The 23,084-nt window shown below is 48.7% G+C and carries 19 protein-coding genes and 1 pseudogene; 12 read left to right on the top strand and 8 right to left on the bottom strand.

The annotated features are described in order from the left end of the window. Position 1: 1 nt before the first annotated feature. Complete coding sequence (locus J5I83_RS12180) at positions 2–910, bottom strand: TIGR01777 family oxidoreductase (RefSeq protein WP_304056443.1); 909 nt, start codon at positions 908–910, stop codon at positions 2–4. Positions 911–1,105: 195 nt separating this feature from the next. On the opposite strand from J5I83_RS12180, the gene J5I83_RS12175 reads away from it, so the two are divergent. The 3 genes from J5I83_RS12175 to J5I83_RS12165 all read left to right on the top strand — a co-directional run bounded on the left by J5I83_RS12175 (position 1,106) and on the right by J5I83_RS12165 (position 2,729). Then, on the top strand, positions 1,106–1,885 hold the full coding sequence (locus J5I83_RS12175) for a DUF2459 domain-containing protein (protein WP_304056442.1): 780 nt from the start codon (positions 1,106–1,108) through the stop codon (positions 1,883–1,885). Between the two features lie 173 nt (positions 1,886–2,058). Next, positions 2,059–2,334 (top strand): AbrB/MazE/SpoVT family DNA-binding domain-containing protein, encoded by a 276-nt coding sequence (locus J5I83_RS12170; RefSeq protein WP_304056440.1) that lies wholly within the window; start codon positions 2,059–2,061, stop codon positions 2,332–2,334. Further along, positions 2,331–2,729: a type II toxin-antitoxin system VapC family toxin gene (locus J5I83_RS12165; RefSeq protein WP_304056438.1), complete on the top strand. Its 399-nt coding sequence runs from the start codon at positions 2,331–2,333 to the stop codon at positions 2,727–2,729. The genes J5I83_RS12170 and J5I83_RS12165 overlap by 4 nt, the downstream gene beginning before the upstream one ends. 63 nt (positions 2,730–2,792) lie before the next feature. Here the strand turns inward: J5I83_RS12165 and J5I83_RS12160 are convergent, their stop codons facing one another. Next, complete coding sequence (locus tag J5I83_RS12160) at positions 2,793–5,675, bottom strand: aconitate hydratase (RefSeq protein WP_304056436.1); 2,883 nt, start codon at positions 5,673–5,675, stop codon at positions 2,793–2,795. Positions 5,676–5,883: 208 nt separating this feature from the next. Here J5I83_RS12160 and J5I83_RS12155 point away from each other — a divergent pair, with 208 nt between their 5' ends. Together J5I83_RS12155 and rnk are read left to right on the top strand one after the other, a co-directional pair. After that, positions 5,884–6,789, top strand: a complete 906-nt coding sequence (locus J5I83_RS12155) for a D-hexose-6-phosphate mutarotase (protein ID WP_304056434.1) — start codon at positions 5,884–5,886, stop codon at positions 6,787–6,789. A 159-nt stretch (positions 6,790–6,948) separates the two neighbouring features. Next, the gene (gene rnk, locus J5I83_RS12150; RefSeq protein ID WP_304056432.1) at positions 6,949–7,362 is read left to right on the top strand and encodes a nucleoside diphosphate kinase regulator; all 414 of its coding nucleotides are present in this window, start codon (positions 6,949–6,951) and stop codon (positions 7,360–7,362) included. Here the strand turns inward: rnk and ampD are convergent. Further along, positions 7,322–7,894, bottom strand: a complete 573-nt coding sequence (gene ampD, locus J5I83_RS12145; protein ID WP_304056430.1) for a 1,6-anhydro-N-acetylmuramyl-L-alanine amidase AmpD — start codon at positions 7,892–7,894, stop codon at positions 7,322–7,324. The two genes, rnk and ampD, sit on opposite strands and share 41 nt — an antisense overlap. Positions 7,895–8,001: 107 nt before the next feature. Here ampD and tmk point away from each other — a divergent pair, with 107 nt between their 5' ends. Together tmk and holB are read left to right on the top strand one after the other, a co-directional pair. Next, the gene (gene tmk / locus J5I83_RS12140) at positions 8,002–8,625 is read left to right on the top strand and encodes a dTMP kinase (RefSeq protein WP_304056428.1); all 624 of its coding nucleotides are present in this window, start codon (positions 8,002–8,004) and stop codon (positions 8,623–8,625) included. Beyond that, positions 8,622–9,704, top strand: coding sequence for a DNA polymerase III subunit delta' (holB, locus tag J5I83_RS12135; protein WP_304056426.1), 1,083 nt, complete (start codon positions 8,622–8,624; stop codon positions 9,702–9,704). Before tmk ends, holB begins: the two co-directional genes overlap by 4 nt. Here holB and J5I83_RS12130 read toward each other — a convergent pair. From J5I83_RS12130 to J5I83_RS12120, 3 genes are all read right to left on the bottom strand, one after another. Then, on the bottom strand, positions 9,701–9,928 hold the full coding sequence (locus tag J5I83_RS12130) for a GDCCVxC domain-containing (seleno)protein (RefSeq protein ID WP_304056491.1): 228 nt from the start codon (positions 9,926–9,928) through the stop codon (positions 9,701–9,703). The genes holB and J5I83_RS12130 overlap by 4 nt on opposite strands. Positions 9,929–10,073: 145 nt before the next feature. Then, positions 10,074–12,662, bottom strand: coding sequence for an Rne/Rng family ribonuclease (locus J5I83_RS12125; RefSeq protein WP_304056424.1), 2,589 nt, complete (start codon positions 12,660–12,662; stop codon positions 10,074–10,076). Between the two features lie 81 nt (positions 12,663–12,743). Next, positions 12,744–12,989, bottom strand: a complete 246-nt coding sequence (locus J5I83_RS12120) for a hypothetical protein (protein ID WP_304056423.1) — start codon at positions 12,987–12,989, stop codon at positions 12,744–12,746. A 404-nt stretch (positions 12,990–13,393) separates the two neighbouring features. Between J5I83_RS12120 and J5I83_RS12115 the strand changes: the two genes are divergently transcribed. Beyond that, positions 13,394–14,401 (top strand): RluA family pseudouridine synthase, encoded by a 1,008-nt coding sequence (locus J5I83_RS12115; protein ID WP_304056421.1) that lies wholly within the window; start codon positions 13,394–13,396, stop codon positions 14,399–14,401. On the opposite strand, the gene J5I83_RS12110 is transcribed toward J5I83_RS12115, so the two are convergent. Further along, on the bottom strand, positions 14,402–15,076 hold the full coding sequence (locus J5I83_RS12110) for an arylesterase (protein ID WP_304056420.1): 675 nt from the start codon (positions 15,074–15,076) through the stop codon (positions 14,402–14,404). Here J5I83_RS12110 and J5I83_RS12105 point away from each other — a divergent pair. From J5I83_RS12105 to J5I83_RS12090, 4 genes are read left to right on the top strand one after another with little or no spacing between them, the layout of a single operon-like run. Next, positions 15,075–15,770: an ABC transporter ATP-binding protein gene (locus J5I83_RS12105; RefSeq protein WP_304056418.1), complete on the top strand. Its 696-nt coding sequence runs from the start codon at positions 15,075–15,077 to the stop codon at positions 15,768–15,770. The genes J5I83_RS12110 and J5I83_RS12105 overlap by 2 nt on opposite strands. A 52-nt stretch (positions 15,771–15,822) precedes the next feature. Then, a complete protein-coding gene (locus tag J5I83_RS12100) occupies positions 15,823–17,034 on the top strand; it encodes an efflux RND transporter periplasmic adaptor subunit (protein WP_304056488.1) in 1,212 nt (403 codons plus the stop codon). 10 nt (positions 17,035–17,044) lie between these two features. Beyond that, complete coding sequence (locus J5I83_RS12095; protein WP_304056416.1) at positions 17,045–20,131, top strand: efflux RND transporter permease subunit; 3,087 nt, start codon at positions 17,045–17,047, stop codon at positions 20,129–20,131. A gap of 57 nt (positions 20,132–20,188) precedes the next feature. Continuing rightward, on the top strand, positions 20,189–22,696 hold the full coding sequence (locus J5I83_RS12090) for an ABC transporter permease (RefSeq protein WP_304056414.1): 2,508 nt from the start codon (positions 20,189–20,191) through the stop codon (positions 22,694–22,696). Positions 22,697–22,792: 96 nt separating this feature from the next. Here J5I83_RS12090 and J5I83_RS12085 read toward each other — a convergent pair. Beyond that, positions 22,793–23,084: pseudogene (locus J5I83_RS12085) on the bottom strand (hypothetical protein); the annotation flags it as partial.

Below are 23,084 nucleotides of genomic sequence, written 5' to 3'. Positions count from 1 at the left end.
TTTACCTTTCTATGAATAAATCTTCCAACGCCGCTGGCAAATCCGCAAATTTGAATTTAAATTGATATTCCTGGATTAATTTTGTGGGCATGATGTGATAGCTGTTTAGCGCCAACGCTGCAGCTTCACCCAATGCCAGTTTCAAGATAAAAGCCGGGGTAGGGAAGAATGCTGGCCGGTGCAGCGCCTTGCCCAGAGCAGTGGCGAATTCACGGTATCGTACCGGGCCGGGTGCAACCGTATTTACCGGGCCCTGATAGCGCGAATCCAATACTGCGGTCTGGTATACCGAAACCAGGTCATCAATATGCACCCATGGCAGCCACTGGCGACCATGACCGACAGGTCCGCCCAGCCCTAACTTGAATATTGGCAGAAGCTTGTCCAGCATGCCGCCATCGCCTAACACCACTCCCGTCCGGATGCTGACCCGGCGCACACCCTTGCTTTCGATTTTCGCGGCTTCCATCTCCCAGTCGCGGCAGATGGTCTGCATGAAATTTACTTGGGCTGGCACTACATAGGATTCATCATATACCTCATCGCCTTCACCTGGGTAGATGCCGATAGCCGATGCACAAACAAAGCATTCTAGATTAGCAGGAGCCGCTGCCACCAGTTTGCGGGCGCTGATAATGCGTGATTCATAAATTTCACGCTTACGTTTGCCAGTCCAGCGGCCGCTGCCTAGATTTTCTCCCATCAGGTGGATGATAATCTGGGTATTTTCCAGTGCTTCAGGTGGCGCCTCCTCTATGGCATAGTTCCAGTCAAAGGCCGGTACACCCAGCATCTGGCTTGCGCGCGCGCCATTGCGGCTGAGTACTTTGATCGTGTGATGGTCTTGTTTTAGGCGCTGTAGCAGGTGCCGGCCTATGAATCCTGTTGCGCCAGTAATGAGTATGTTCATTTTCTGTCTGCCAATTCTCAGGTTGATTGATGGTCGCTTCAAGATGACTACTTGATCCATACTTTAATGCCTTGGTTCATCAGATGCAATGAAATTATTTAGGCGATGGCTATAATGGCTGGCTATAATCTTACTCCTTGAGCATTTCTACCACTTTGAAATTTGAATTAGGTTTTGAGCACATTGCAGTTTTAAGTGAAAGATTATTTATTCTTTTATACCCATTTTCAGGTATTTGCGGCCACTTCGATTAAGCGCGCAGGTCGGGTCATGGCATGGTACTTTGCTATGAATGGACTGCTTTCGGGTTGTGCTTCGCCAGTCGGAGATTTGTGGCCGCCGTCGCCAGATGCCGTCGTGCGAACCATTTATGTTTCACTTGATTCATGGCATGCGATGATCGCTTTTCCCCAAGGTGATGAACTGTCAGAGCGTAATGCACAGCATGATGCGCAGCAACCTCCTCGTTCTTCTGCTTTCCTCAGCCATTCACGGACTACGTTTTACCAGCAGCGCTTTGAAGAGTGGGGGTATGCTGAGCGTGCCTGGTATCTGGAAGGAAAGAGGGGGCTGATGGGTGTCATGCGGGCACTCTTCTGGCCGACAGAGGGGGTCGTCGAGATCGGTTGGTATGATCAGGTATGGGCGGAGCGCACACAACAACCTCCCTCTGATCTTTTCATTTTTTATGTGAGCGAAGAAGGTTATCACCGGTTGCGCCATCATCTTGACAATACAGTGACGGAACAGAGACCTGTAGCTGTTTCCGGCTCATCTTTATTTTATCCTGCAGAACGTTCTTACCATGCTTTTCATACTTGCCATCAGTATGCAGCGTATTCTTTAAGAGAAGCTGGTTTGCCTCTTGCGCCATTCTGGGCTTTCAGCCGTTCATCTTTTGCCTGGCAATTGCGGCGTGCTTTGCAGATTGCCGAGAAACAGTCAACGGATACACTTCTTGGCGACTCTCAATGATGTCTGTTGTCCGAGCAGCCAATGGCAATTTAGCACTTTCTATTTTTATATCAATGAAATCATTTCATAGGTCAGCCTATTGTAAAAGGGGGGCAAAGATTAGTCAGAGTACTTGCACTGTAAATCAAATCGCTCAATAATGAGTCTTATTATTGTCTTACTGGAGGAGCGTCATGACAACCGCCACTATTACCCTATCAAGGGAAGGGCAGATTGTGATACCTAAAGAAGTGCGGGATAAGTTGCATTGGGGAACTGGGCAACAGCTAATTATCGAAATGACTGAATCCGGTATACTGCTGAAATCTAAACCGGCAGTAAAAAAACTTCGCCTAGAGGATCTGCGAGGATTTTTAAAATATGACGGTCCTCCAATCTCAACGGAAGAGCTTTGCCAGCAAACCGGTTCTACTGTAGATTGGAATCAATTGGAGCAACGTAGCCGATGATTGCTTTTGATACCAATATGCTGGTGCGGCTAGTTGTCAATGACCATCCAGCGCAAGCAGAAATTGTCGAAAGCCTGCTCAGAACACGCCATGCCTGGATTTCACGTACAGTGTTACTCGAAACCGAGTGGGTGCTGCGTTGCGTCTATAAATTTTCCCGTGAACAGATTCATGAATTTCTCCAATTACTATTGCAAACCGAGAATACCGAAGTGGAAAATTCGCTTGCGGTCAGCCGCGCCTTGAGTTGGTATCAATGCGGCGCTGATTTTGCTGATGCTTTGCACTTGGCAGTATGTGGCTCTACCGTTGTCATGCATACTTTCAACCGGGAGTTTTGCAAGGCCGCACGTGAGGCAGGGATTACACCCGAAGTGCATGTCTGGGAGGCATGATAGCAAACGGGCAAATTAGAATTCTCAGGAGTATTTACAAACACACTCCTGAGAAAGTGCTTTTTAGCTGTTCATCAACTTTCTGAGTACATAGGGCAGAATGCCGCCATGCCGGTAATAATCAACTTCGATTGCGGTATCGATGCGGCACAGTAGCGGAATTTCACGATGCTGACCATTTTTGCCATGAATGACAAGCATCACTTCCTGTTGAGGATGGATGGTGTCAATACCAAGAATATCGAATTGCTCATTGCCTTTGATGTCGAGGGATTGTACGTTATCGTTGCCTTTGAACTGCAATGGCAGCACGCCCATGCCGACCAGGTTGCTGCGGTGGATACGTTCGTAGCTTTCTGCGATGACAGCCTTGACGCCCAGCAATTGAGTGCCCTTGGCTGCCCAGTCCCGGCTTGAACCGGTGCCATATTCTTTGCCGGCAAAAACGATGGTGGGAATATTCTGAGCGCTATACTTCATGGCAGCATCGTAAATCGGCATTTGTTCGCCATCAGCAGCACCATTGCTACGGAACAATGTTATACCACCTTCACTGCCCGGAATCATTAGGTTTTTGATGCGTACATTGGCAAAGGTGCCGCGCATCATGACTTGATGGTTACCGCGGCGGGAACCATAGCTGTTGAAATCGGTTTTACTGACCTGGTTGGCAAGCAGATATTTGCCTGTGGGCGAGGTTTCCTTGATAGAGCCAGCTGGACTGATGTGATCGGTCGTGACCGAGTCGCCGAAGACCGCTAAAGCCCGTGCGCCGCGGATACCGCCAGGTTTGCTGGCAGGTGCCGGTTGCAGTGAAAAATCCTGGAAGAAAGGCGGTTCGGCGATATAGGTGGAATCAGGCCAGTTATACAGTTTGCCGCTGACTGAAGTGATATTGTTCCAGAGCGGATGATCCTGGGTGAAATCGCTATAGAGCCGGCGGAAGGTATCCGCCTGGGTAGCGAATTTCATCAGCGATTCGATTTCCGTGCTGCTTGGCCAGATATCGCGCAACCAGACCGGCTGATTGTCCTTACCCAAACCGAGGGGCTCGGTGGTGAGATCTTTCAACGCGGTGCCAGCGATGGCATAAGCCACCACCAGCGGTGGAGAAGCCAGAAAGTTGGCGCGGATATTGGCGTGTATTCTCGCCTCGAAATTCCGGTTGCCAGACAGAACGGCTGAACAGATGAGGTCTTCCTTGACGACACATTCTTCGATGAGCTCTGGCAGTGGGCCAGAGTTGCCGATGCAGGTAGTGCAGCCGTAGCCTGCCAGACTGAAACCGAGCTGCTCCAGGTAGGGCAGCAGCCCGGCTGCGGTCAGGTATTCCGTCACCACGCGCGATCCCGGCGCAAGGGAAGTCTTGATGTGATGTTTGACACTCAGGCCTTTTTCAACCGCTTTTTTAGCAAGTAATCCGGCAGCGAGCAATACTGTCGGATTGGACGTATTAGTACAAGACGTGATCGCAGCGATCAGGACATCGCCATGACGCAGTTCAACTGGTTTGCTCAAGCCAGTAGAAGGCATGATTTTGACAGTATTCTGGGTAGGGCGATTGTTGACCAGTTCGACCACGTTTCTGTCAGAACCAGGCGGTAGGTTGGCTGTATCCTGATTGATCGGATTAGTGACACATACCTCGATCGGACTAGTGACACATACCTCGTTATTTGGGCAACTGACATCGCGGGTGGTATAAGCGCGCATAAGCTCTTCCGCTGACTTGCCATAGCCATTTTCAGCCACGGGTTTGCTGAACAGCTCAGTAAAGGTTGATTTGAGATCGTTAAGTGCGATGCGGTCCTGCGGGCGCTTTGGTCCAGCCAGTGAAGGTACGATTGTGCTCAGATCGAGTTGCAGTTCCTGGCTGTAGTCAATGTCTCCCTTGCGCGGCATGCCATAGAGTTCCTGCGCTTTGAAATACGCTGTAAACGCATTGATTTCCTCAGGGGTGCGGCCAGTGTTTCTGAAATACTGGAGGGTGGCGTCGTCGACCGGGAAAAACCCCATGGTGGCGCCATATTCAGGTGCCATGTTGGCGATGGTGGCGCGATCGGGCAAGCTGAGCGAGGCAGCACCTTCACCAAAAAATTCCACGAATTTACCGACTACTTTCGCTTTACGCAGCATTTCAGTGACGGTCAAGACCAGATCGGTGGCGGTCACACCTTCGCGCAATTGGCCGGTCAGGTTGACGCCGACTACATCGGGAGTGAGGAAATAAACTGGTTGCCCCAGCATGCCTGCTTCCGCTTCAATTCCACCTACACCCCAACCTACCACACCGATACTGTTGATCATGGTGGTGTGAGAATCAGTCCCGACCAACGTGTCGGGATAAATCAGGTCATTTTTTTGGTGGACACCGCGCGCCAGGTATTCCAGATTGACTTGATGCACGATGCCAATGCCGGGCGGAACGACCTTGAAAGTATCGAATGCCTGCATCCCCCACTTGATGAACTGATAGCGCTCTTTATTGCGGTGAAACTCCATTTCCATGTTACGCATTAGTGCATCCTTATCACCATAGTAATCGACTTGCACCGAATGGTCGACCACCAGATCAACTGGCACCAGAGGCTCAATGCGCCTGGGATCTTTGCCTAGCCTTTCTGCAGCGCTGCGCATGGCAGCCAGGTCGACCAGCAGTGGCACGCCAGTAAAGTCTTGTAAGACGATGCGTGCGACCACGAAAGGAATTTCATGTGTGCGGGTGACATTCGGTTGCCAGCCAGCCAGCTGCCGGACATGGGTTTCGGTAATCTTTTTATCATCGTAATTGCGCAATACCGATTCCAATACAATACGGATTGAGACAGGTAATCGTGAAATCTTGCCAAGACCGGCTTCTTCCAGTGCCGGCAAGGAATAAAACTGGATGGTTTTGCCATCAGGAAGTTGCAATGTTTTGAGCGAGTTGAACAGGGTATGGGTCATGTAAGTGGCTCCTTAAACGTAGAGTGGACTCGCATAAGCGGTTAATAGTGCAGTTGCAGTGACATTTTGTTTGTTGAATCTTGTACTATATTCCCATCCATTGCTTATTTAAACCCTCCCTCCCTACAGCAGAATTTTGAATGGTTATGATTTATCTTGATTTGAGTTTATCATTCCAACCTTATCGCGACAAAAAATAAGGTAAAAAATGAGTATTGAACAATTAAGCAGAGATCATGGCATTGCCGGTCGAGTTGAGTTTATTGAAGGGCAAGGTGGTTTTCCATTTATTCGCGTCAATCATGCCAAAGCTCATGCACTGATTTCGGTCTACGCAGGTCAGGTACTTTCTTTTTGCTCTGCGGGTAAAACGGATGATCTGCTGTTTCTCAGCGAGAAAGCCTATTATCAGGCAGGAAAGGCGATCAAAGGAGGGGTGCCGATTTGCTGGCCATGGTTTGGTCCTGATCCCGAAGGAAAAGATCGTCCGGCACATGGTTTTGTGCGTAACCGCATGTGGGATGTGATCGAAACGGCCGTGGCTGCCAATGGTGATATCCAAGTAGTATTAGGGTTGACGGACACGCCAGAGACACGGGCCATGTGGCCGCATGCCTTTATCCTGCGACTGGAAATTACTGTGGGTGAGACGCTGAATCTGGCGCTGGTAACGCGCAATACCGGCGATCAGGCATTGATCATCACGCAAGCTTTCCATACCTATTTCAGTGTGGGCGATATTCATCAAATTCGTATTTCGGGACTGGAGGGGAGGCGATACATCGACAAAGTCGACGGGGGGCAGCAGAAAACACAATCAGGCGCTGTGACTGTCAATGCGGAAGTAGATCGTATTTATTTGGATGTGTTGAATGATCTTGTGATTTATGATGCCGCCTTGAAACGCCAGATTCGAATCACTTCCCAAGGCAGTCAGACGGCAGTAGTGTGGAATCCATGGGCAAAAATCTCAGCAGAGATGGGCGATTTGCAGGATGACGATTATTTGCGCCTGCTGTGCGTTGAAACCACCAATGCAGCAACGGATAGCGTCACGATACAACCGGGCAGTGAATTTAGACTGATTGCCAATTATCGTACTGAAAATCTGTGAAAAGGAAGTTTCGTTAAAACAAAGTTTCGATAAAACGCCGTTTTATCAGAAATCTGCTGCATGTTCCGATAGGGGGATACGCTTGTTTTGCGCTTCTTCCCCCCTATCTTCTTTCATTGTTGGGATAAGCTGTATTGATCAAAATTTAAGAGAGTGAAAATGAAAACCAGACCAAAAATTATCATCTCAACGCTCGATGCGGAGAGACTGGAGAGGCTTGTTGATTCATTACCCAGCAATGCTTTTCCGGGTAAGGATGAATTAGAGGCTGAACTGATGCGAGCAGAAGTAGTCGATCCTATGGATGTTCCACCTACCGTGGTGACCATGAATTCGACGGTAAGGTTTAGAGTGGAATCTTCGTCTGAAGAATTTGAATTAACATTGGTCTATCCTAGAGACATCGACGCTAGCGGAAGCAAGATTTCAATCCTTGCACCTGTTGGTAGTGCGCTGCTTGGTCTTTCTCAAGGGGATGAAATCGAGTGGCCAAAGCCAGGCGGGGGGGTATTACGCGTACGCATCGTGGAAGTCACCTATCAACCTGAGCGTTCTGGCGAATATCATCGCTAGAGAATCCCTGGCGATAGCGTTTCCAATCGAAATAAGGGCCCGGGTCTGTTTTGCGGTTGGGAGCAATATCAGCGTGCCCTACAATATCGCGAATAGGATAGGCTGTGAGTAAAGCTGATGTAAGCGCAATGAGCTTGTCGTACTGGATGAGTTCAAAGGGCAGCATATCGCTGCCTTCAAGTTCGATTCCGATGGAGTAATCATTGCAACGGTTTCTGCCTTGCCAGCAGGAGATACCAGCATGCCAGGCGCGCAGCGTGCAAGGGACAAACTGGATGATTTCTCCGTTACGGCGGATGAAAAAATGGGCGGAAACTTTGAGACCGCGCAATGGTTGATAGTAGGCATGCGTTGCTGGATCAAGCTGGTTGGTGAATAACTCGATCACACCATTGCCGCCAAACTCATCCGGCGGCAGGCTGATATTGTGGATTACCAGTAGACTGATGGCGCATGTTGGCGGACGCTCATCATAGTTAGGTGAAGGAATGAAACGCGCATTCTCAAGGTAGCCGGCAGCATTGATCTTCATATACTCGTTTTATTCTGGTGGCGATATTTAAGCGGGTGGGCAGATATAATAATGCAAAGCTAGTTCAGTTGCGTTTATTCATGAATGATAGTTAAGCAGGGTCACGCATGCAACAGGGAAAATTTATCACTTTGGAAGGGATTGACGGTGCAGGCAAAAGCACCCATTTGACCTGGCTGGAGAATTTTTTGAACAGCAAGGGAATCGATGTCGTGACAACGCGTGAGCCGGGCGGTACTGCTTTTGGGGAACAGCTGCGTGCTTTGTTGTTGGATCCTCGTCAGCGCATGCATGCCGAAACGGAAACATTGTTGATGTTTGCTGCACGACGGGAGCATTTGGATAAAATCATCTTGCCTTCACTCAATAGAGGGGATTGGGTCATTTCGGATCGCTTCACCGATGCGAGTTTTGCTTATCAGGGCGGTGGCAGAGGCGTTTCTTCTGATAAATTGCAGATACTGGAACAATGGGTACAGGGTTCATTCCAGCCTGACCTGACGCTGTATTTCGATGTGCCCATAGAAACGGCTAGACAGCGTGTCCAATTGGTTAAAGCAGCCGACCGTTTTGAGCAGGAGCAGGATGAGTTTTTTCGGCAGGTACGTGCAGCCTATTTACAGCGGGCTCAGCAATTTCCCGAAAGAATTCATTTGATCGATGCAAGCCAGCCGTTGCATGTTGTAGCAGCTGCATTGGAATGCATCGTGCAGGAAGTATTGTTTAATTGAGCATCATAGCGTATCAGGAAATGAACGAACTCTACCCTTGGCAACATGCCATCTGGCAACAAATCAGAAGCACGGCTGCTTCGAATACACATGCTTTGCTGCTGAAAGGCAGAAAAGGAATAGGCAAACTTGCTTTTGCACGTTATCTTGCCAAGTCTTTATTGTGTCAGCGGGTAACGGCAGAACAGGCAGCGTGTGGACTGTGTACAAGCTGCAGATGGTTCGAACAGGAAATACATCCTAATTTTTACTTAATGGTGCCAGCAGCATGTATCGAGCCATCGGGCGAAGCGAATCCTGGGCGCAGCAGCACAGACAATCAGGATACAGACACTGCCAGATCCCGGAAGAAGCCCAGTCAGTACATTACTATCGAACAGGTGCGGACGCTGGATGATTTTGTCTATCTTTCTGGTCATCAGGATAGCATCAAGGTGGTTCTGATTCATCCGGCAGAAGCTATGAATATAGCAGCAGCCAATGCGTTGTTAAAAAAACTTGAAGAACCGCCACCCAATGTTCTGTTCATACTGGTGGCGCATCGATCACAGGAGCTGCTGCCAACGGTTCGCAGTCGTTGCCGGCAAATTACCCTACCTGTCCCTGATGTTGCTGCTGTGCGCAACTGGCTAACGCAGCAGGGAGTTAAACATCCCGATCTGTGCCTGGCTTTGGCAAGCGCCTCACCATTGCAGGCAGTAGTGTTCAGCCGTGATGATTATTTTGCCTTGTACACCGATTTTATCCGGCAAGTCAGCTTGCCGGATAGCTTTGATCCTATTTCTCTGGCTGGTAAGCTACATAAGCTGGATTTGCCGGATATTGTCAGCTGGCTGCAAAAGTGGTGCTATGATCTGATGAGTTATCGCATGACAGGAAAAATTCGCTACCATCTGCAGCAGGAAAAAATCATAAAGAAACTTGTGGCAACGGTTGATCCGGTACAGCTTGCCCGATTCTGGCGCAACTTGATCACCACCCAGCAATTATCGCGCCATCCGCTTAACGCCAGACTATTTCTGGAAGAAATGCTGCTTTCCTACCTCAAGGTGATGGCGCCAGAGCGATACGCAAGTTAGTCTGATCGCGAGAAGCAGCATGAATGTTTCTCTTCTTGAATCGACGGGCACGGCACAGAGCCGTATGAACAGAATACACAGCAGTCACCTGGCTTCGGCTGGAGCAACGCGCCACAAACCTTGCAGTCGTAAAACCACCGGCATGCAGTTGTTGTCATTGTTTCTGCTTCTTTATGGCCACAAAACCGACACGTAATCACCGATTCTAAAATGACAACAGAAATTGGATTCATTAGACAGTCAAATTTGTTACCACTCATGTGAAAGTTCGGTGAAAGTTCGAGATGATTACATTACCACCCTTTGACAACGTGTTCTGATTTCTTTGAAAGAAAGGGATTATTGCTCATCCCTTTCTTCTACAATAAATTAATCTTTGGTCTCTATCTGTATCATAGGCTCAGATTCAATCGTTTTTAAAGCCACTGGCCTGTGTCGTGGTCTCCTGGGAGGATTGAATTCTTCTACTATTTCAGAAACTTTATCTGGAGCAGTCTCGATCATGACTAAGCCACTTTTGGTTAAATCCGGTAATTCGATAACCGCGCGTGGTTCAGATGGTTGAGGTGGAGTGGGCGAGGAGGCAGGTGGTTCATGTTCTGCTGGAGCCGGGGCGCGTTCTAATGATAAGTCAAACGGGGCAGTAGAGGATGCTGGTAAAAGATCAGGCGCATGATCTGCTGATTCAGTTTGTTGACTGGCTTCGCTCATCTCTGATGCTGTATTTTCTGCCTTAAAAGTCAGAAGTTTCTGAGTTTCTGCTTGCGCATAAAAATGGGATTCAGGCTCAGCTTGTACGAAGGAGGCGATATCTTCAGTTTCAGTCACGCTATTAGCACGAGAGCGTTCTGTGCGGTCACGTTGACGTCCGCCACGCCGCCGGCGGGAACGTACCCGCTCTTCTACTTGTGCATGAGGTGCTTCAATTGCCGGAATCACTTCTTCTGTTGGTAATTCTGTTTCAGTGAGGAGTATTTTTTCTTCACGCGATGGACGAGCCTGTTTTCTTCGAGCAGATTGGCTGTCACGGTTTTTCTGGACATGTTCTCCATTGTGCCCAGGGGTAATTTGTTCCTGAAGCAGAGCGCCAGTTATTTCATGGAGTGACTCATGTAACGGTTCATTAAGATCATGACGTTTGCGTTGTTCATGCGCCAACATTTCTTTACTGCGCCCGCTTCGGCTGCGATCACGCCGTCCCCGACCTCGCTCGTGACGTTGGGATCTTTCTTTATGATTGCCTGCTATATGTTCTTCTTGCGTGTGTTCATGATTGGTTGGTCTGAACCAGCCGAAGAATTTATCCAGAAATGAGGCTTGTTCGCGAGGTTTTTCTTCACGTACGGGGGCAGGTTGCATAGGCGTGATTCCTTTGACTGCTGCCTGGGGACGTGTTGGTTTGGCTTCCTGGGTTGTCGAGGGGAGCATAATTTCCTCCGCAACTTTTTCCACCATCTCATAACTTGCCTGCATTTCAGTTGATTTGATATCCTCATGGCGCAGCCGGCTAATTTTGTAATTTGGCGTTTCCAGATAGATATTGGGAATAAGGATAATACTAACTTTTAGGCGCGCTTCGATATTATGAATATCAGAACGTTTTTCGTTTAGCAGGAAAGTAGCTACATCGACAGGCAGTTGCACATGCAGTGCACTGGTATGTTCTTTCATGGCTTCTTCCTGGATAATTCTGAGAATATGCAGGGCAGATGAATCGGTACCGCGTATATGTCCTGTTCCATGACAACGTGGGCAGGTGATATAGTTGCTTTCTCCCAGAGAGGGGCGCAGGCGTTGCCGCGATAACTCCAATAGGCCAAAACGTGAGATTTTTCCTACCTGAACGCGTGCGCGATCAAGATGCAGTGCTTCATGTAAACGCGATTCTACTTCCCGCTGATTGCGAGCGATTTCCATGTCAATGAAATCAATAACAACCAGCCCGCCTAGATCTCGTAAACGGAGTTGCCGGGCAACTTCGTCCGCAGCTTCTAGATTAGTATTGAGCGCAGTATTTTCAATATCAGTGCCGCGAATGGCACGGGCCGAATTGACGTCAATGGATACAAGCGCTTCGGTATGGTCGATAACGATTGCCCCGCCTGAAGGCAGAGAGACTTGTCGAGAGTAGGCTGTTTCTATCTGATGTTCGATTTGGAAACGGGAAAATAATGGTACATCATCCTGATACAGTTTGAGCCGGTCAACGTTATCTGGCATGACGTGAGCCATAAATTGGCATGCTTGTTCATAAATCTCAGGATTATCGATCAGAATTTCACCAATCTCGTGATGGAAATAATCGCGAATGGCACGGATGACCAGACTGCTTTCCTGATATATCAAAAAGACACCGCTTTGATTCTTGGCAGCTTCTTCAATCGCGCGCCAAAGTTGTGTCAGATAGTTTAAATCCCACTGTAATTCTTCTTCATTGCGGCCAATTCCGGCAGTGCGTGCAATAATGCTCATACCAGGCGGGATCTGCAGGTGTGAGATAACATCACGCAGCTCTGTCCGTTCTTCTGCGCTGATACGACGGGAAATTCCGCCACTATTCGGATTGTTGGGCATCAACACGAGATAACGTCCTGCCAGGGAGATATAGGTAGTTAATGCGGCACCTTTAGTGCCGCGCTCGTCTTTATCGACCTGAACGATTAACTCCTGGCCTTCCCGGAGTAAACCTTGTATACGATGACTCGGAAAGTCTGCATTCTCGCCGAAGCAGGTGGGAGCAATTTCCTTATAGGGCAAAAAACCGTGACGATCTCCGCCATAATCAACAAAGGCGGCTTCCAGTCCGGGTTCTAATCGGGTAATAACTGCTTTATAGATATTACTTTTACGTTGTTCTTTACCAACTGTCTCAATATCGAGATCAATCAGTTTTTGTCCATCCACAATCGCAACACGCAGCTCTTCTGGCTGTGTTGCATTGAATAACATGCGTTTCATTTTATGCCTCCCGCGCTCAATTCACGGGCAGATCGCTGCATATCGTCAGCGTAGCTTCCTATCGTTTATGCATAATAGAATTCATTGTTCAGATAATTGGGTCATGGTATTAAGAAAAGTCTGGGTGGAGTGGCTATCGTGGTATGGCGCATTGCCGCATTGCAGGGTGTTGTCTTTTGATGTACCTACTCGCTGATACGGGGTTGTGCCAAAATTTGTTTGGCTTGTTTTAAGAAAACTGGCTTTGCTCATTTTAACGAAACTCGCTTCGCTCGTTTTCTCCGATCCAATGGGCCATACACTTCCCACTTTGTCTCTCTTATTCACTTATTCAGACCTTTTTAATTTTTCCTATCCTTGAAGATTGGCCAATTTCCAGCTTGTATCTTGGTTCCTGTATTCCATTCAGTGAACACAGGAACGAAATTAAATTAATACAGGGTTTCGACAAAGTTTATCCCGTCAACGGGCACTACGAAACCAGAAACTAAAATTCATATGTGCTTTGAGCGCGCAAATCTATTACTATCGCTACTTTGAGTGGTGAGCGACATTAACCAAATCAGTGCTGATTTTTTCAACACTTCAAAACTATCAAGTGAGCTAATAATTACCCAGTGGAATCATGTTCATCATGTAATCGGCTACACGAGATGTGTAGTATATGTGGGTATATATGGGAATTCCAATTGAAAAGTATAGGTAAAATTAAAACGCTAGGCAAAAATATTATGCCAGATATGATCAGTGTAGAAAATATCGATGAAAAAAGCGATGGACAGCGCATCGACAATTTTTTCTTCAAGCGTTTTAAAGGGGTGCCTAAAAGCCATATCTATCAACTTCTACGTAGCGGTCAGGTGCGCGTCAACAGTAAGCGTATCAATGCGGATTACCGTTTGCAGCAGAATGATAAAGTACGTATTCCGCCGATCAGAATATCCCAGAGCTGCTCTGTGCAAGATATTAGAAAGATGGCGAAGCCTCATCCTATCACTTTCGAAGTGTTGTTTGAAGATGAATGGTTGCTGGCAATCAATAAGCCATCCGGTATCGCCGTGCATGGTGGAAGTGGCATAAGTCATGGTGTGATTGAGCAATTACGCATATGCTATCCGAACTGGAAGTTTCTGGAGCTGGTGCACCGCCTGGATCGGGAAACCTCCGGCGTGTTGCTGCTTGCTAAAAAACGTAGCGCCCTGGTCGAGGTGCATCGGCAGATTCGAGAAGGAAGCGTGCAGAAGCGCTATTGTGTTTTGGTCAGGGGTAAATGGTGCAACACCAAGCAAAGCGTGAAATTATCGCTTAACAAATATGTGACTGCTGATGGCGAGCGGCGTGTGACGGTTGTTTCAGGGAAAAGGGAGGATAGGAAAGAGTTATCTTCCCATACCGTGTTTATTTTGAAAAAAAATTGGCAAAATTTTAGTTTGCTGGAAGCAGAATTGAAAACCGGTCGCACTCATCAAATCCGGGTTCATTTGGCGCATTTAGGGTTTCCGATCGCAGGAGATAATAAATACGGTGACTTTGCGCTGAATAAACAGTTGATGAAAGGCGAACAGGGATTTAGCCTAAAACGTATGTTTCTGCATGCGAGCAGTTTCGATCTGATCCATCCAGCTACAGGTAAGTACATTCATCTGGAGGCGCCGCTGAGCGATGATCTGACAGTTTTCCTGCACAGGCTGGATGAGGACACAATACCGACAGAGGATGGCAATCATCCTCTGTTATGATCAGTTATTGACAGCAGGTTCTGCTGGTATTTTTTTCTGCGCGGAAGAGTAGCTTGATTGCAGTACGGGATATAACACTTCCCAAACATTTTCAGTAATCAATTTTTGCGCTTGGATATCAGGATGAATACCGTCTGCCAGGAAAAATTCGCGCTTGTCACCAAATCCAGCTAGCAGAAAAGGGATCAGTTTTAATTGATAGCGTTCAGCGAGCTGGGGATAAATATTGCGGAACTTTTGGGTGTAGGCTATGCCATAATTGGGCGGTAATTGCATGCCAGCCAGCAAAGGCGTGACATTGTTTCGTTGACAAGCTTGAATGATGGCTTCCAGGTTATCGTGGATGGATTGAATGGATGCGCCGCGTAATCCATCGTTGCCACCCAGTCCAATGATGACGATATCCGGCTGATGTGTTTTAAGTGCCTGTTCGATACGGTTACGTCCACCCAGAGTTGTTTCACCGCTGATACTGACGTTGATAACTTGATAGTGAGGGGAGAGTGCTTGCAGCCGCTGCTTGAGCAGATTCACCCAACCAGCTTCTGCTGGCAAGCCGTAACCGGTTGATAAACTATCTCCAAGAATCATTACTGTCATCCCGTAAACAGGTCCGGCCAGTAAGGAAGCAATATTGAATAGTAGTAAAAAAAGAATGATTAAAAAATTTTTCATGATGACTAACCGTGCCGTGCAACAGGCATACCATATCGTACGAGCAAACGCCCTGACCAAACAAGTTAATACTGGCGATAATCAACTAACGATTTTGCAGGATATCAACCTGGAAGTAAATGCAGGTGAATCAATCGCTATCGTAGGTGCTTCTGGTTCAGGCAAATCTACCTTACTAGGACTGCTGGCAGGGCTGGATGTTCCGACCAGTGGCCATGTTTATTTGGACGGTGAGGATATTTTCCTGTTGGATGAGGATGAGCGGGCAGCTTTACGTAGCAGACTGCTTGGTTTTATGTTTCAATCATTTCAATTATTGCCCGCATTGACGGCAATCGAGAATGTGATGCTGCCATTGGAGCTTGCTGGCGTAAACGATGCCAGGCGATCTGCCCAGGCGTTGCTTGAACGCGTCGGACTAGGGATGCGGTTAAAACACTATCCCAGGCAACTTTCGGGGGGCGAGCAGCAACGGGTTGCGATTGCACGTGCTTTTGTCACTCAGCCCAAAATGTTATTTGCTGATGAGCCGACCGGTAATCTCGATTTTGCTACCGGTGCCCAAATCATTGAGCTCATGTTTGAGTTGAATCGTGAACGAGGGACAACATTGCTGCTCGTGACCCACGATGAGGCATTGTCCAACCGCTGCTCTCGGCGAATACGCATGGCCAGTGGCAGGATAGTTGACTGACGGGCTATTTCATTCTTTTTTAATAGCGCAATGATGGAATAAGGCATTGGAAGTGACGATTTCTCCCAAAGCGGCGGCCGGCAGAAAACGGTTGAAGCTGGTCTTCAGTTTTGTGCTTGTTGGGCTGATAGCTGGTTTCTGGTTGTTGCGTACGCCCGATCCTGCTGCAACTCGCTCCCGAACTGAGGTCAATGCAATTCCTGTAGTGACTGCTGCCGTAGCGCAACATGATGTTCCAGTTAAATTTAAAACTAAAGGCACAGTCTCTGCCGTGCAAACAGTTGAGGTACGCCCGCAGGTCGCCGCTACGATTAAAGCAGTGCATATCAAGGAAGGCCAGTTCGTGAAGAAAGGCGAGCGTTTGTTCACCCTGGATACACGTGCGCAAGAAGCCAATCTGGCCAAATCGATTGCCCAGCTCGCTAAAACACGCGTCGAATTACAGAATGCGCAGCGTCAGTTCAATCGTCAGCGTGAATTATTTTACAAAAAATTTATCTCTCAGGCAGCGCTCGATGTGGCAGAAAATCAAGTTGATTTGCTGCAGAATCAACTGAGTTTCGATCAGGCTGCAGTCCAGGCAGATCGTGTTGCCCGTGACTATGGGGAGATTATTGCGCCGATTGCGGGTCGTACCGGTGCGATCCAGGTTTATCCGGGCAGTCTGGTACGACCTGAAGCCACCATGCTGGTGAGTATCACGCAGATTGACCCGATTTATATCAGCTTTGTGCTGCCTGAGCGCGAACTGGATAGCTTGAAGCAGGCCCTTGCCAAGGGGGAAGTGAGAGTGAGTGCCCAGCTTAACTTAGCCGATCAGCAAGAACGTGAAGGACGTGTGGTCTTCATCGATAGTGCAGTTGATACTGCCAGTGGCACGATCCAGGTGAAGGCAGAATTTGCTAATGCCGATGGGAAATTCTGGCCCGGCATGTTTGCCAGCGTCACATTGATATCCACTATATTGCCTGATGTATTGACTGTTCCCGTCCAGGCCCTGCAATCCGGACCAGATGGTCAATTTCTTTTTGTGGTTGAGGAACATCATAAAGCGATGCCGCAGCCGGTCAATGTCAGGTTGATCCAGGAGGGCATCGCTGTGGTAGAAGGAATAGAATTGGGTCAGTGCGTGGTGATTGAAGGCGCTCAGCATCTTCGTGCCGGTAGTAGAGTAAACGCAGAAAATACTTGCGGGCAAATGTCCAATTCCACTCAGGCCAGGTTGAAATCTGGCTCGCAGAAGAGAAGTTCTCAATTCCTTTAGGCAATGAATGATGAATCTGGCCGAACTGTGTATACGCCGTCCTGTGATGACAATATTATTGTCATTGTCCGCCGTTATTGCAGGCCTTCTTGCCTATGGCAGTGTTCCGATTGCAGCATTACCTCGCTTTGATACGCCGACCATTACTGTTAATGCCTTACTGCCGGGCGCGAGCCCAGATACCATGGCATCGGCAGTAGCCACCCCGCTGGAGCGTCAATTTTCAGCGATTGCTGGTTTGTCAGTCATCAACTCAACCAGTACACAAGGAAATACCATCGTCACGCTGGAGTTTAATCAGGATCGTGATATGGATAGTGCTGCTGTGGATGTGCAAGCGGCATTGTTGCGGGCACAACAATCATTGCCGGTCGAAATGACAGCGATGCCTTCCTATCGGAAAGTTAATCCAGCCGATACTTCAATTACAATCCTTTCGCTGGCATCTGACACGATACCATTTCCGGAGTTAAATAACTTTGCTGATAAGCTGATTGTGCCAACCTTGTCCACGTTGCCGGGTATAGGTGAAGTACGTGTCAATGGTCAGAAAAAGTATGCCGTCCGAGTGCAAGTCAATCCACTTGCGTTAGCGGCACGTAACTTAACGGTGGATGATATTGCAGCTGCATTGCGGACAGCCAATGACAATTCACCCGTAGGAACGCTGGACGGACCCCGGCAAACACTAATCATTCAGGCCAATCGCCAGCTTGCTAACGCTGATGCCTTTGCGGAACTGATTATTGCTACCACGCCCAACGGTCATCCGGTCAGACTGTCAGAGGTAGCGACGGTTGAAGATAGTGTGGAGTCAGTCAAGACCGCAAGCTGGACAAATGGCCAAGCATCTATCATTCTGCTGGTTTATGCACAACCCGGGGCAAATGTCGTGGCAACTGTTGATGCAGTCAAGGCGGCCTTGCCTGCAATCAACGCGCAATTACCTGCTTCCGTTCAACTGGCGTTTTATCTCGATCGTTCCCAGTCAATCCGGGATGCGATTTCTGATGTGCAAATGACGTTCGGTTTAACAGTGGTGCTCGTCATTCTGGTCATGTTTCTGTTCTTGCGTAAACCCACTGTTACGCTTATTCCGGCGCTATCACTGCCTATCTCATTACTGAGCACGGTGGCGTTCATGCGCGTTTTTGACTATACGCTCGACAATATTTCATTGCTCGCCATTACCCTTGCGGTAGGATTGGTGGTAGACGATGCCATTGTGATGCTGGAGAACATCGTGCGCTATATCGACCAGGGTTTATCTCCGTTGCAGGCTGCATTACGTGGCTCAAAAGAAATTACCTTTACCATTGTATCGATCTCGATCTCACTGGTGGCAGTTTTCATACCACTTTTTTTTATGCCGGGTGTGATCGGCATGTTGTTCCATGAATTTGCTGCGGTCGTCAGCATTGCAGTGCTCATGTCCGCGGTTGTTTCGCTGACGCTCATTCCTATGATGGCAAGCCGTTATTTGACACAGCATTCATCGGCAAGTTGGAGCATGAAATTGACACAATGGTTTGAAAGCGGATTCAATCGCTTACTAGCAGCCTACACGTATTTGCTCGACTGGGCCTTGCGTTACCGGCGCACCGTGTTGGTTATTGCCATCAGCACCTTTTTTGCTGCAGGTATCCTTTTCATGGTGCTGCCCAAAGGATTCTTTCCTGAAGAAGATACGGGCCGCATCATGATTGCCATTGAAGCAGCAGAAGATATTTCTTTTTCAGCTTTGATCCGGCTGGTAAAGCAAACGAGCGAGATCATCGAAGCTAATCCCATTGTCGAAAACAGCATTACTTTCACAGAAGGTGCCAATAACGCCCGGATGTTTATCGGTCTTAAACCGCATAGTGAACGTCCCCCGATGAATAAAGCACTGGAAATACTGCGCCAGGCGGTGCGTGATATTCCGGGTGTTAAGATATTCATGGTCCCCACACAAAATCTGAGGCTTGGCAGTATGCCCAGCAAGAGCCGCTATCAGTACGTGATGCGCAGTGTACGCGCTGAGGATCTCTATGTGACTGCCGATGCCATGATGTCACGGATGCAGCAGCATACGGTTTTTCGGGATGTGACCAGTGACTTGAAACTGAAAGGACTGCAGGCGCGGCTCGTGCTCGATCGTGATAAAGCCAATTTACTCGGTGTAGAAATCGCAGCGATCCGGTCGGCACTTTATAGCGCTTTTGGCGAGCGGCAGGTTTCAACCATTTTTACTTCGAGTGACAGTTACCGGGTTATTCTGCAAGTTGACGAGGAATACCGTACTGATGAAAGTGCTTTTGACAATATTCATGTGCGTGCGAAAAATGGCGCGCTGGTGCCGTTATCGAGTGTGGCTACAGTAGTGCGTGAAATGGGGCCGCTGGCGATCAATCATGTGGGACAGCTTGAGTCATTGACGATCTCGTTCAATCTTGCGTCGGGCGCTGCGCTGGGGGATGCCGCTAAACTGATCGAGCGATTTGAGCAGGAAATGAATCTGCCGGACACGATTTTGACCCAGTTTGCAGGTGATGCGGCTGCTTTTCAGTCTTCTCAAACAAGCCAGCTGACATTGATTGCGGCTGCATTGCTGGTAATTTACGTATTACTGGGGGCGTTATACGAAAGCTACATTCATCCCATTACCATTCTTTCCGGCCTTCCTTCTGCAGCCGCTGGTGCACTGGGTATCTTGTGGTTATTCGAAATTGAGCTTTCCATCATTGCGATGATCGGTATTTTAATGCTCATCGGTATCGTCAAAAAAAATGCCATCATGATGATCGATTTTGCGCTGGCCGCTCAGCGCGAGCAGCAACTGCCACCTTATCAAGCGATTCGTACTGCCTGCCTGCTGCGTTTCCGCCCGATCATGATGACGACACTGGCTGCCATGATGGGTGCGCTGCCGCTTGCCTTGGGTCTTGGCGCTGGTGCGGAGTTGCGGCAGCCGTTGGGGTTGGCAGTAGTCGGTGGCTTATTATTTTCCCAAGTGATTACGCTTTTTATTACACCGGTGATTTACCTTTATCTCGACCGATTTTCAGGAAGCGGTCCAATTCAAATCAACGAGCAATCTGGCATGCTGACTTCCTGAGATGCCCGGAAAAAAAACCTGGGTATAACGCAGAGAATTTTTGATGGAGTGATCTTTATGTATCTTTCTCGACTCTCCTTACGTATGCTGCGTCGTGACTGGCGTGCGGGTGAATTGCGCATTCTTGTGCTGGCACTGATGATTGCGGTGAGCAGCATTACCACGGTCGGTTTTTTTGCTGACCGGGTGCAACTTGCCCTTTCCAGAGAGAGTAACCGATTACTGGGAGCCGATCTGTTGATCATCGGCGATCGTCCCTTGCCAGCACACTATGCGGATAAAGCTGAACAACTCGAGTTAATGACCGCTACCTTGATCAAATTCCCGAGTATGACGAGTAAGGAAGAAAACAATCTACTGGCTGAGATCAGAGCGGTATCACCTGGTTATCCGCTGCGGGGTGAATTACGTCTGGCTGATGATGCCAGTGAAACGATCACGGAACCGGTAACGCGTGGAGCGCAGGGTATTCCTTCCCCCGGTACGGTATGGATCGATGAGAAATTGATGGCTGGACTCGATATCATGCCTGGCGAGGAACTGGCAGTGGGCGCCACGCAAATGACTGTCGCTGCATTGGTTACCCGTGAACCCGATTACTCTGTCGGTTTTATCAATTTGGGACCAAGACTATTGATGAATGCAGCCGATCTGGCTGCAACGGATCTGATTCAACCGGGCAGTCGTGTGACTTATCAATTGTTACTTGCAGGGGAAGAAGAGCGGATTGCTGAATTTCGCAGCTGGGCACAAACACAGCTTGTTCCTGGCCAGCGCATCGAGGGTATTCGCGATGCGCGCCCGGAAATTCGTTCGGCGCTGGAGCGCGCAGAAAAATTTCTGAGTCTGGCAGCGCTGGCGAGTGTGGTGGTCGCTGCCGCTGCCGTGGCACTGGCTGTGCGCCGCTTTATCCAGCGCCATCTGGATGGCTGCGCAATCATGCGCTGCCTAGGAGCCAGCCAGTCGACGATATTACGTCTCTATCTATATCACTTTGCCACCTTGGGATTGTTGGCCAGTGGACTCGGCTGCCTGCTGGGCTTTGTCGCGCAAGAATTCTTATCGCGCTGGCTGGCAGGGATAGTAGAAACGTCATTACCTTTGCCAAGTGGATTGCCTGCTGTGCATGGGTTGCTGAGTGGAATGGTGCTACTGCTTGGCTTTTCCCTGCCCCCCCTGCTCAATTTACGACGTGTCCCGGCGTTACGGGTGTTACGCCGCGATAGCGGCATGACCAATCTCCATGGTTTGGCGGGCTATGCGTTTGGCCTGCTGGCATTATCTCTTTTATTCATATGGGAAGCGGGTGAGCTACGTTTGGGCGTTATGGTGATGCTCGGATTTCTGGCAGCGGTAGCGGTTTTTGCACTGCTTGGCTGGGTGGTGATCAAGCTATTGCTGCTCATGCGGCAGCAAGGTGCCAATGCCTGGCGTTATGGGTTGGCCAATATCCGGCGGCGCACGATCGCCAGTCTGGTGCAGGCAATTGCATTGGGGTTAGGTTTAATGGCCATGCTGGTGCTTACCCTGATTCAGGGTGATTTACTGAAAGATTGGCGGACCAGCTTGCCACCCAATACGCCTAACCGTTTTCTGATTAACATTCAGCCAGATCAGTTGCAGTCTCTGGCAGAGTTTTTCGCCCAGCGTGACATGAGGCAACCTGATTTGAATCCCATGGTGCGTGGCCGTTTAGTGGCTATCAATGAGCAACCGGTGCGTATCAGTGATGATACTGAGACACGCAAGAAGCAGTTGCTGAACCGTGAATTCAATTTATCCTGGGCGGATGAATTACAAGCGGATAATGAGATTGTGGCAGGGCGTTGGTGGCAGAGTGAAGATGCGCTGGCGAATGAATTATCTATCGAGGAGGAAATTGCTGAAACAATTGGAGTCAAGCTGGGCGATCAGGTAACGTTTGATATTGCTGGCAGTCTGTTTTCAGCAACGATTACCAGTCTGCGCAAAGTTGACTGGGATACCTTCCGGGTCAATTTCTTTGTGGTGGTGCGCCCTGGGCAGCTTGAAGCCTATCCGATTAACTATGTGACCAGTTTTTACTTACCACCCTCACAAACCGGTATCATGCACGAGTTGGTCAGAAATTTCCCCAATTTGCTGGTAATCGATGTGGCGGCTGTGATCGAACAGGTGCAGAAAATGATCGCGCAAGTATCCAGCGCGATCGAATTCGTATTCGTATTTACCTTGCTGGCTGGTTTCATCGTGTTGTATGCCGCCATTACGGCTACTCAAGATGAACGCATTTACGAGGCTGCGATTTTCCGCACGCTGGGTGCCAAACGCAGGCAACTGATTCGTGCCTGGGCGGCTGAATTTGCCATACTGGGTGGCCTGGTAGGGATATTTGCCTCTGCAGGCGCAACCGTGCTGGGTCATGTGATTGCCAAATATGCTTTGCATGTTTCTTATACTTTTACCCCCTGGATTTGGTTAGCCGGCATTCTGATCGGTGTGATAGGGGTGACCATCGCTGGATTGCTGGGAACACGTTCAACATTGACACATCCTCCTTTGTGGACCTTAAGGAGAATTGGCTAAAGGTAGCAGCTTACAGCAAAAGGTTAGGATAGAAAGCTATCTTTATTCCGATAGCTTTCTATATCGTTTGCTGATTTGACGCTGATCAATTGCTAATTAATTGCTGACTTTGACAAAAGTGCCATTCTGCTTGATCCATACCTCATTAGTAAACGCGTCGTGGATGGTGTCAGCAGCCGTGCTGAAGCAGTCTGCGACGGACTGACTGGAGAAAGTAGATTTAGTCGCCAGCGTGATGGGCGGATTAACGGTAGCGATACCCTGAGCAATTAGCTCCGTTAATGAGCCATCGAGTTGTGTTGTCACATCCATGCAGATATCGGAATTGACTACCAGATTGGCTTGTTCTGCAGGTGCATTGATGGTGCAATGCTGAGTACTGCCGATG

It is taken from the genome of Nitrosomonas communis, assembly GCF_024102715.1.
In the GTDB taxonomy this organism is placed as follows: Bacteria; Pseudomonadota; Gammaproteobacteria; order Burkholderiales; family Nitrosomonadaceae; genus Nitrosomonas; species Nitrosomonas communis_B.
This window is presented reverse-complemented; position numbering and strand designations above follow the sequence as displayed.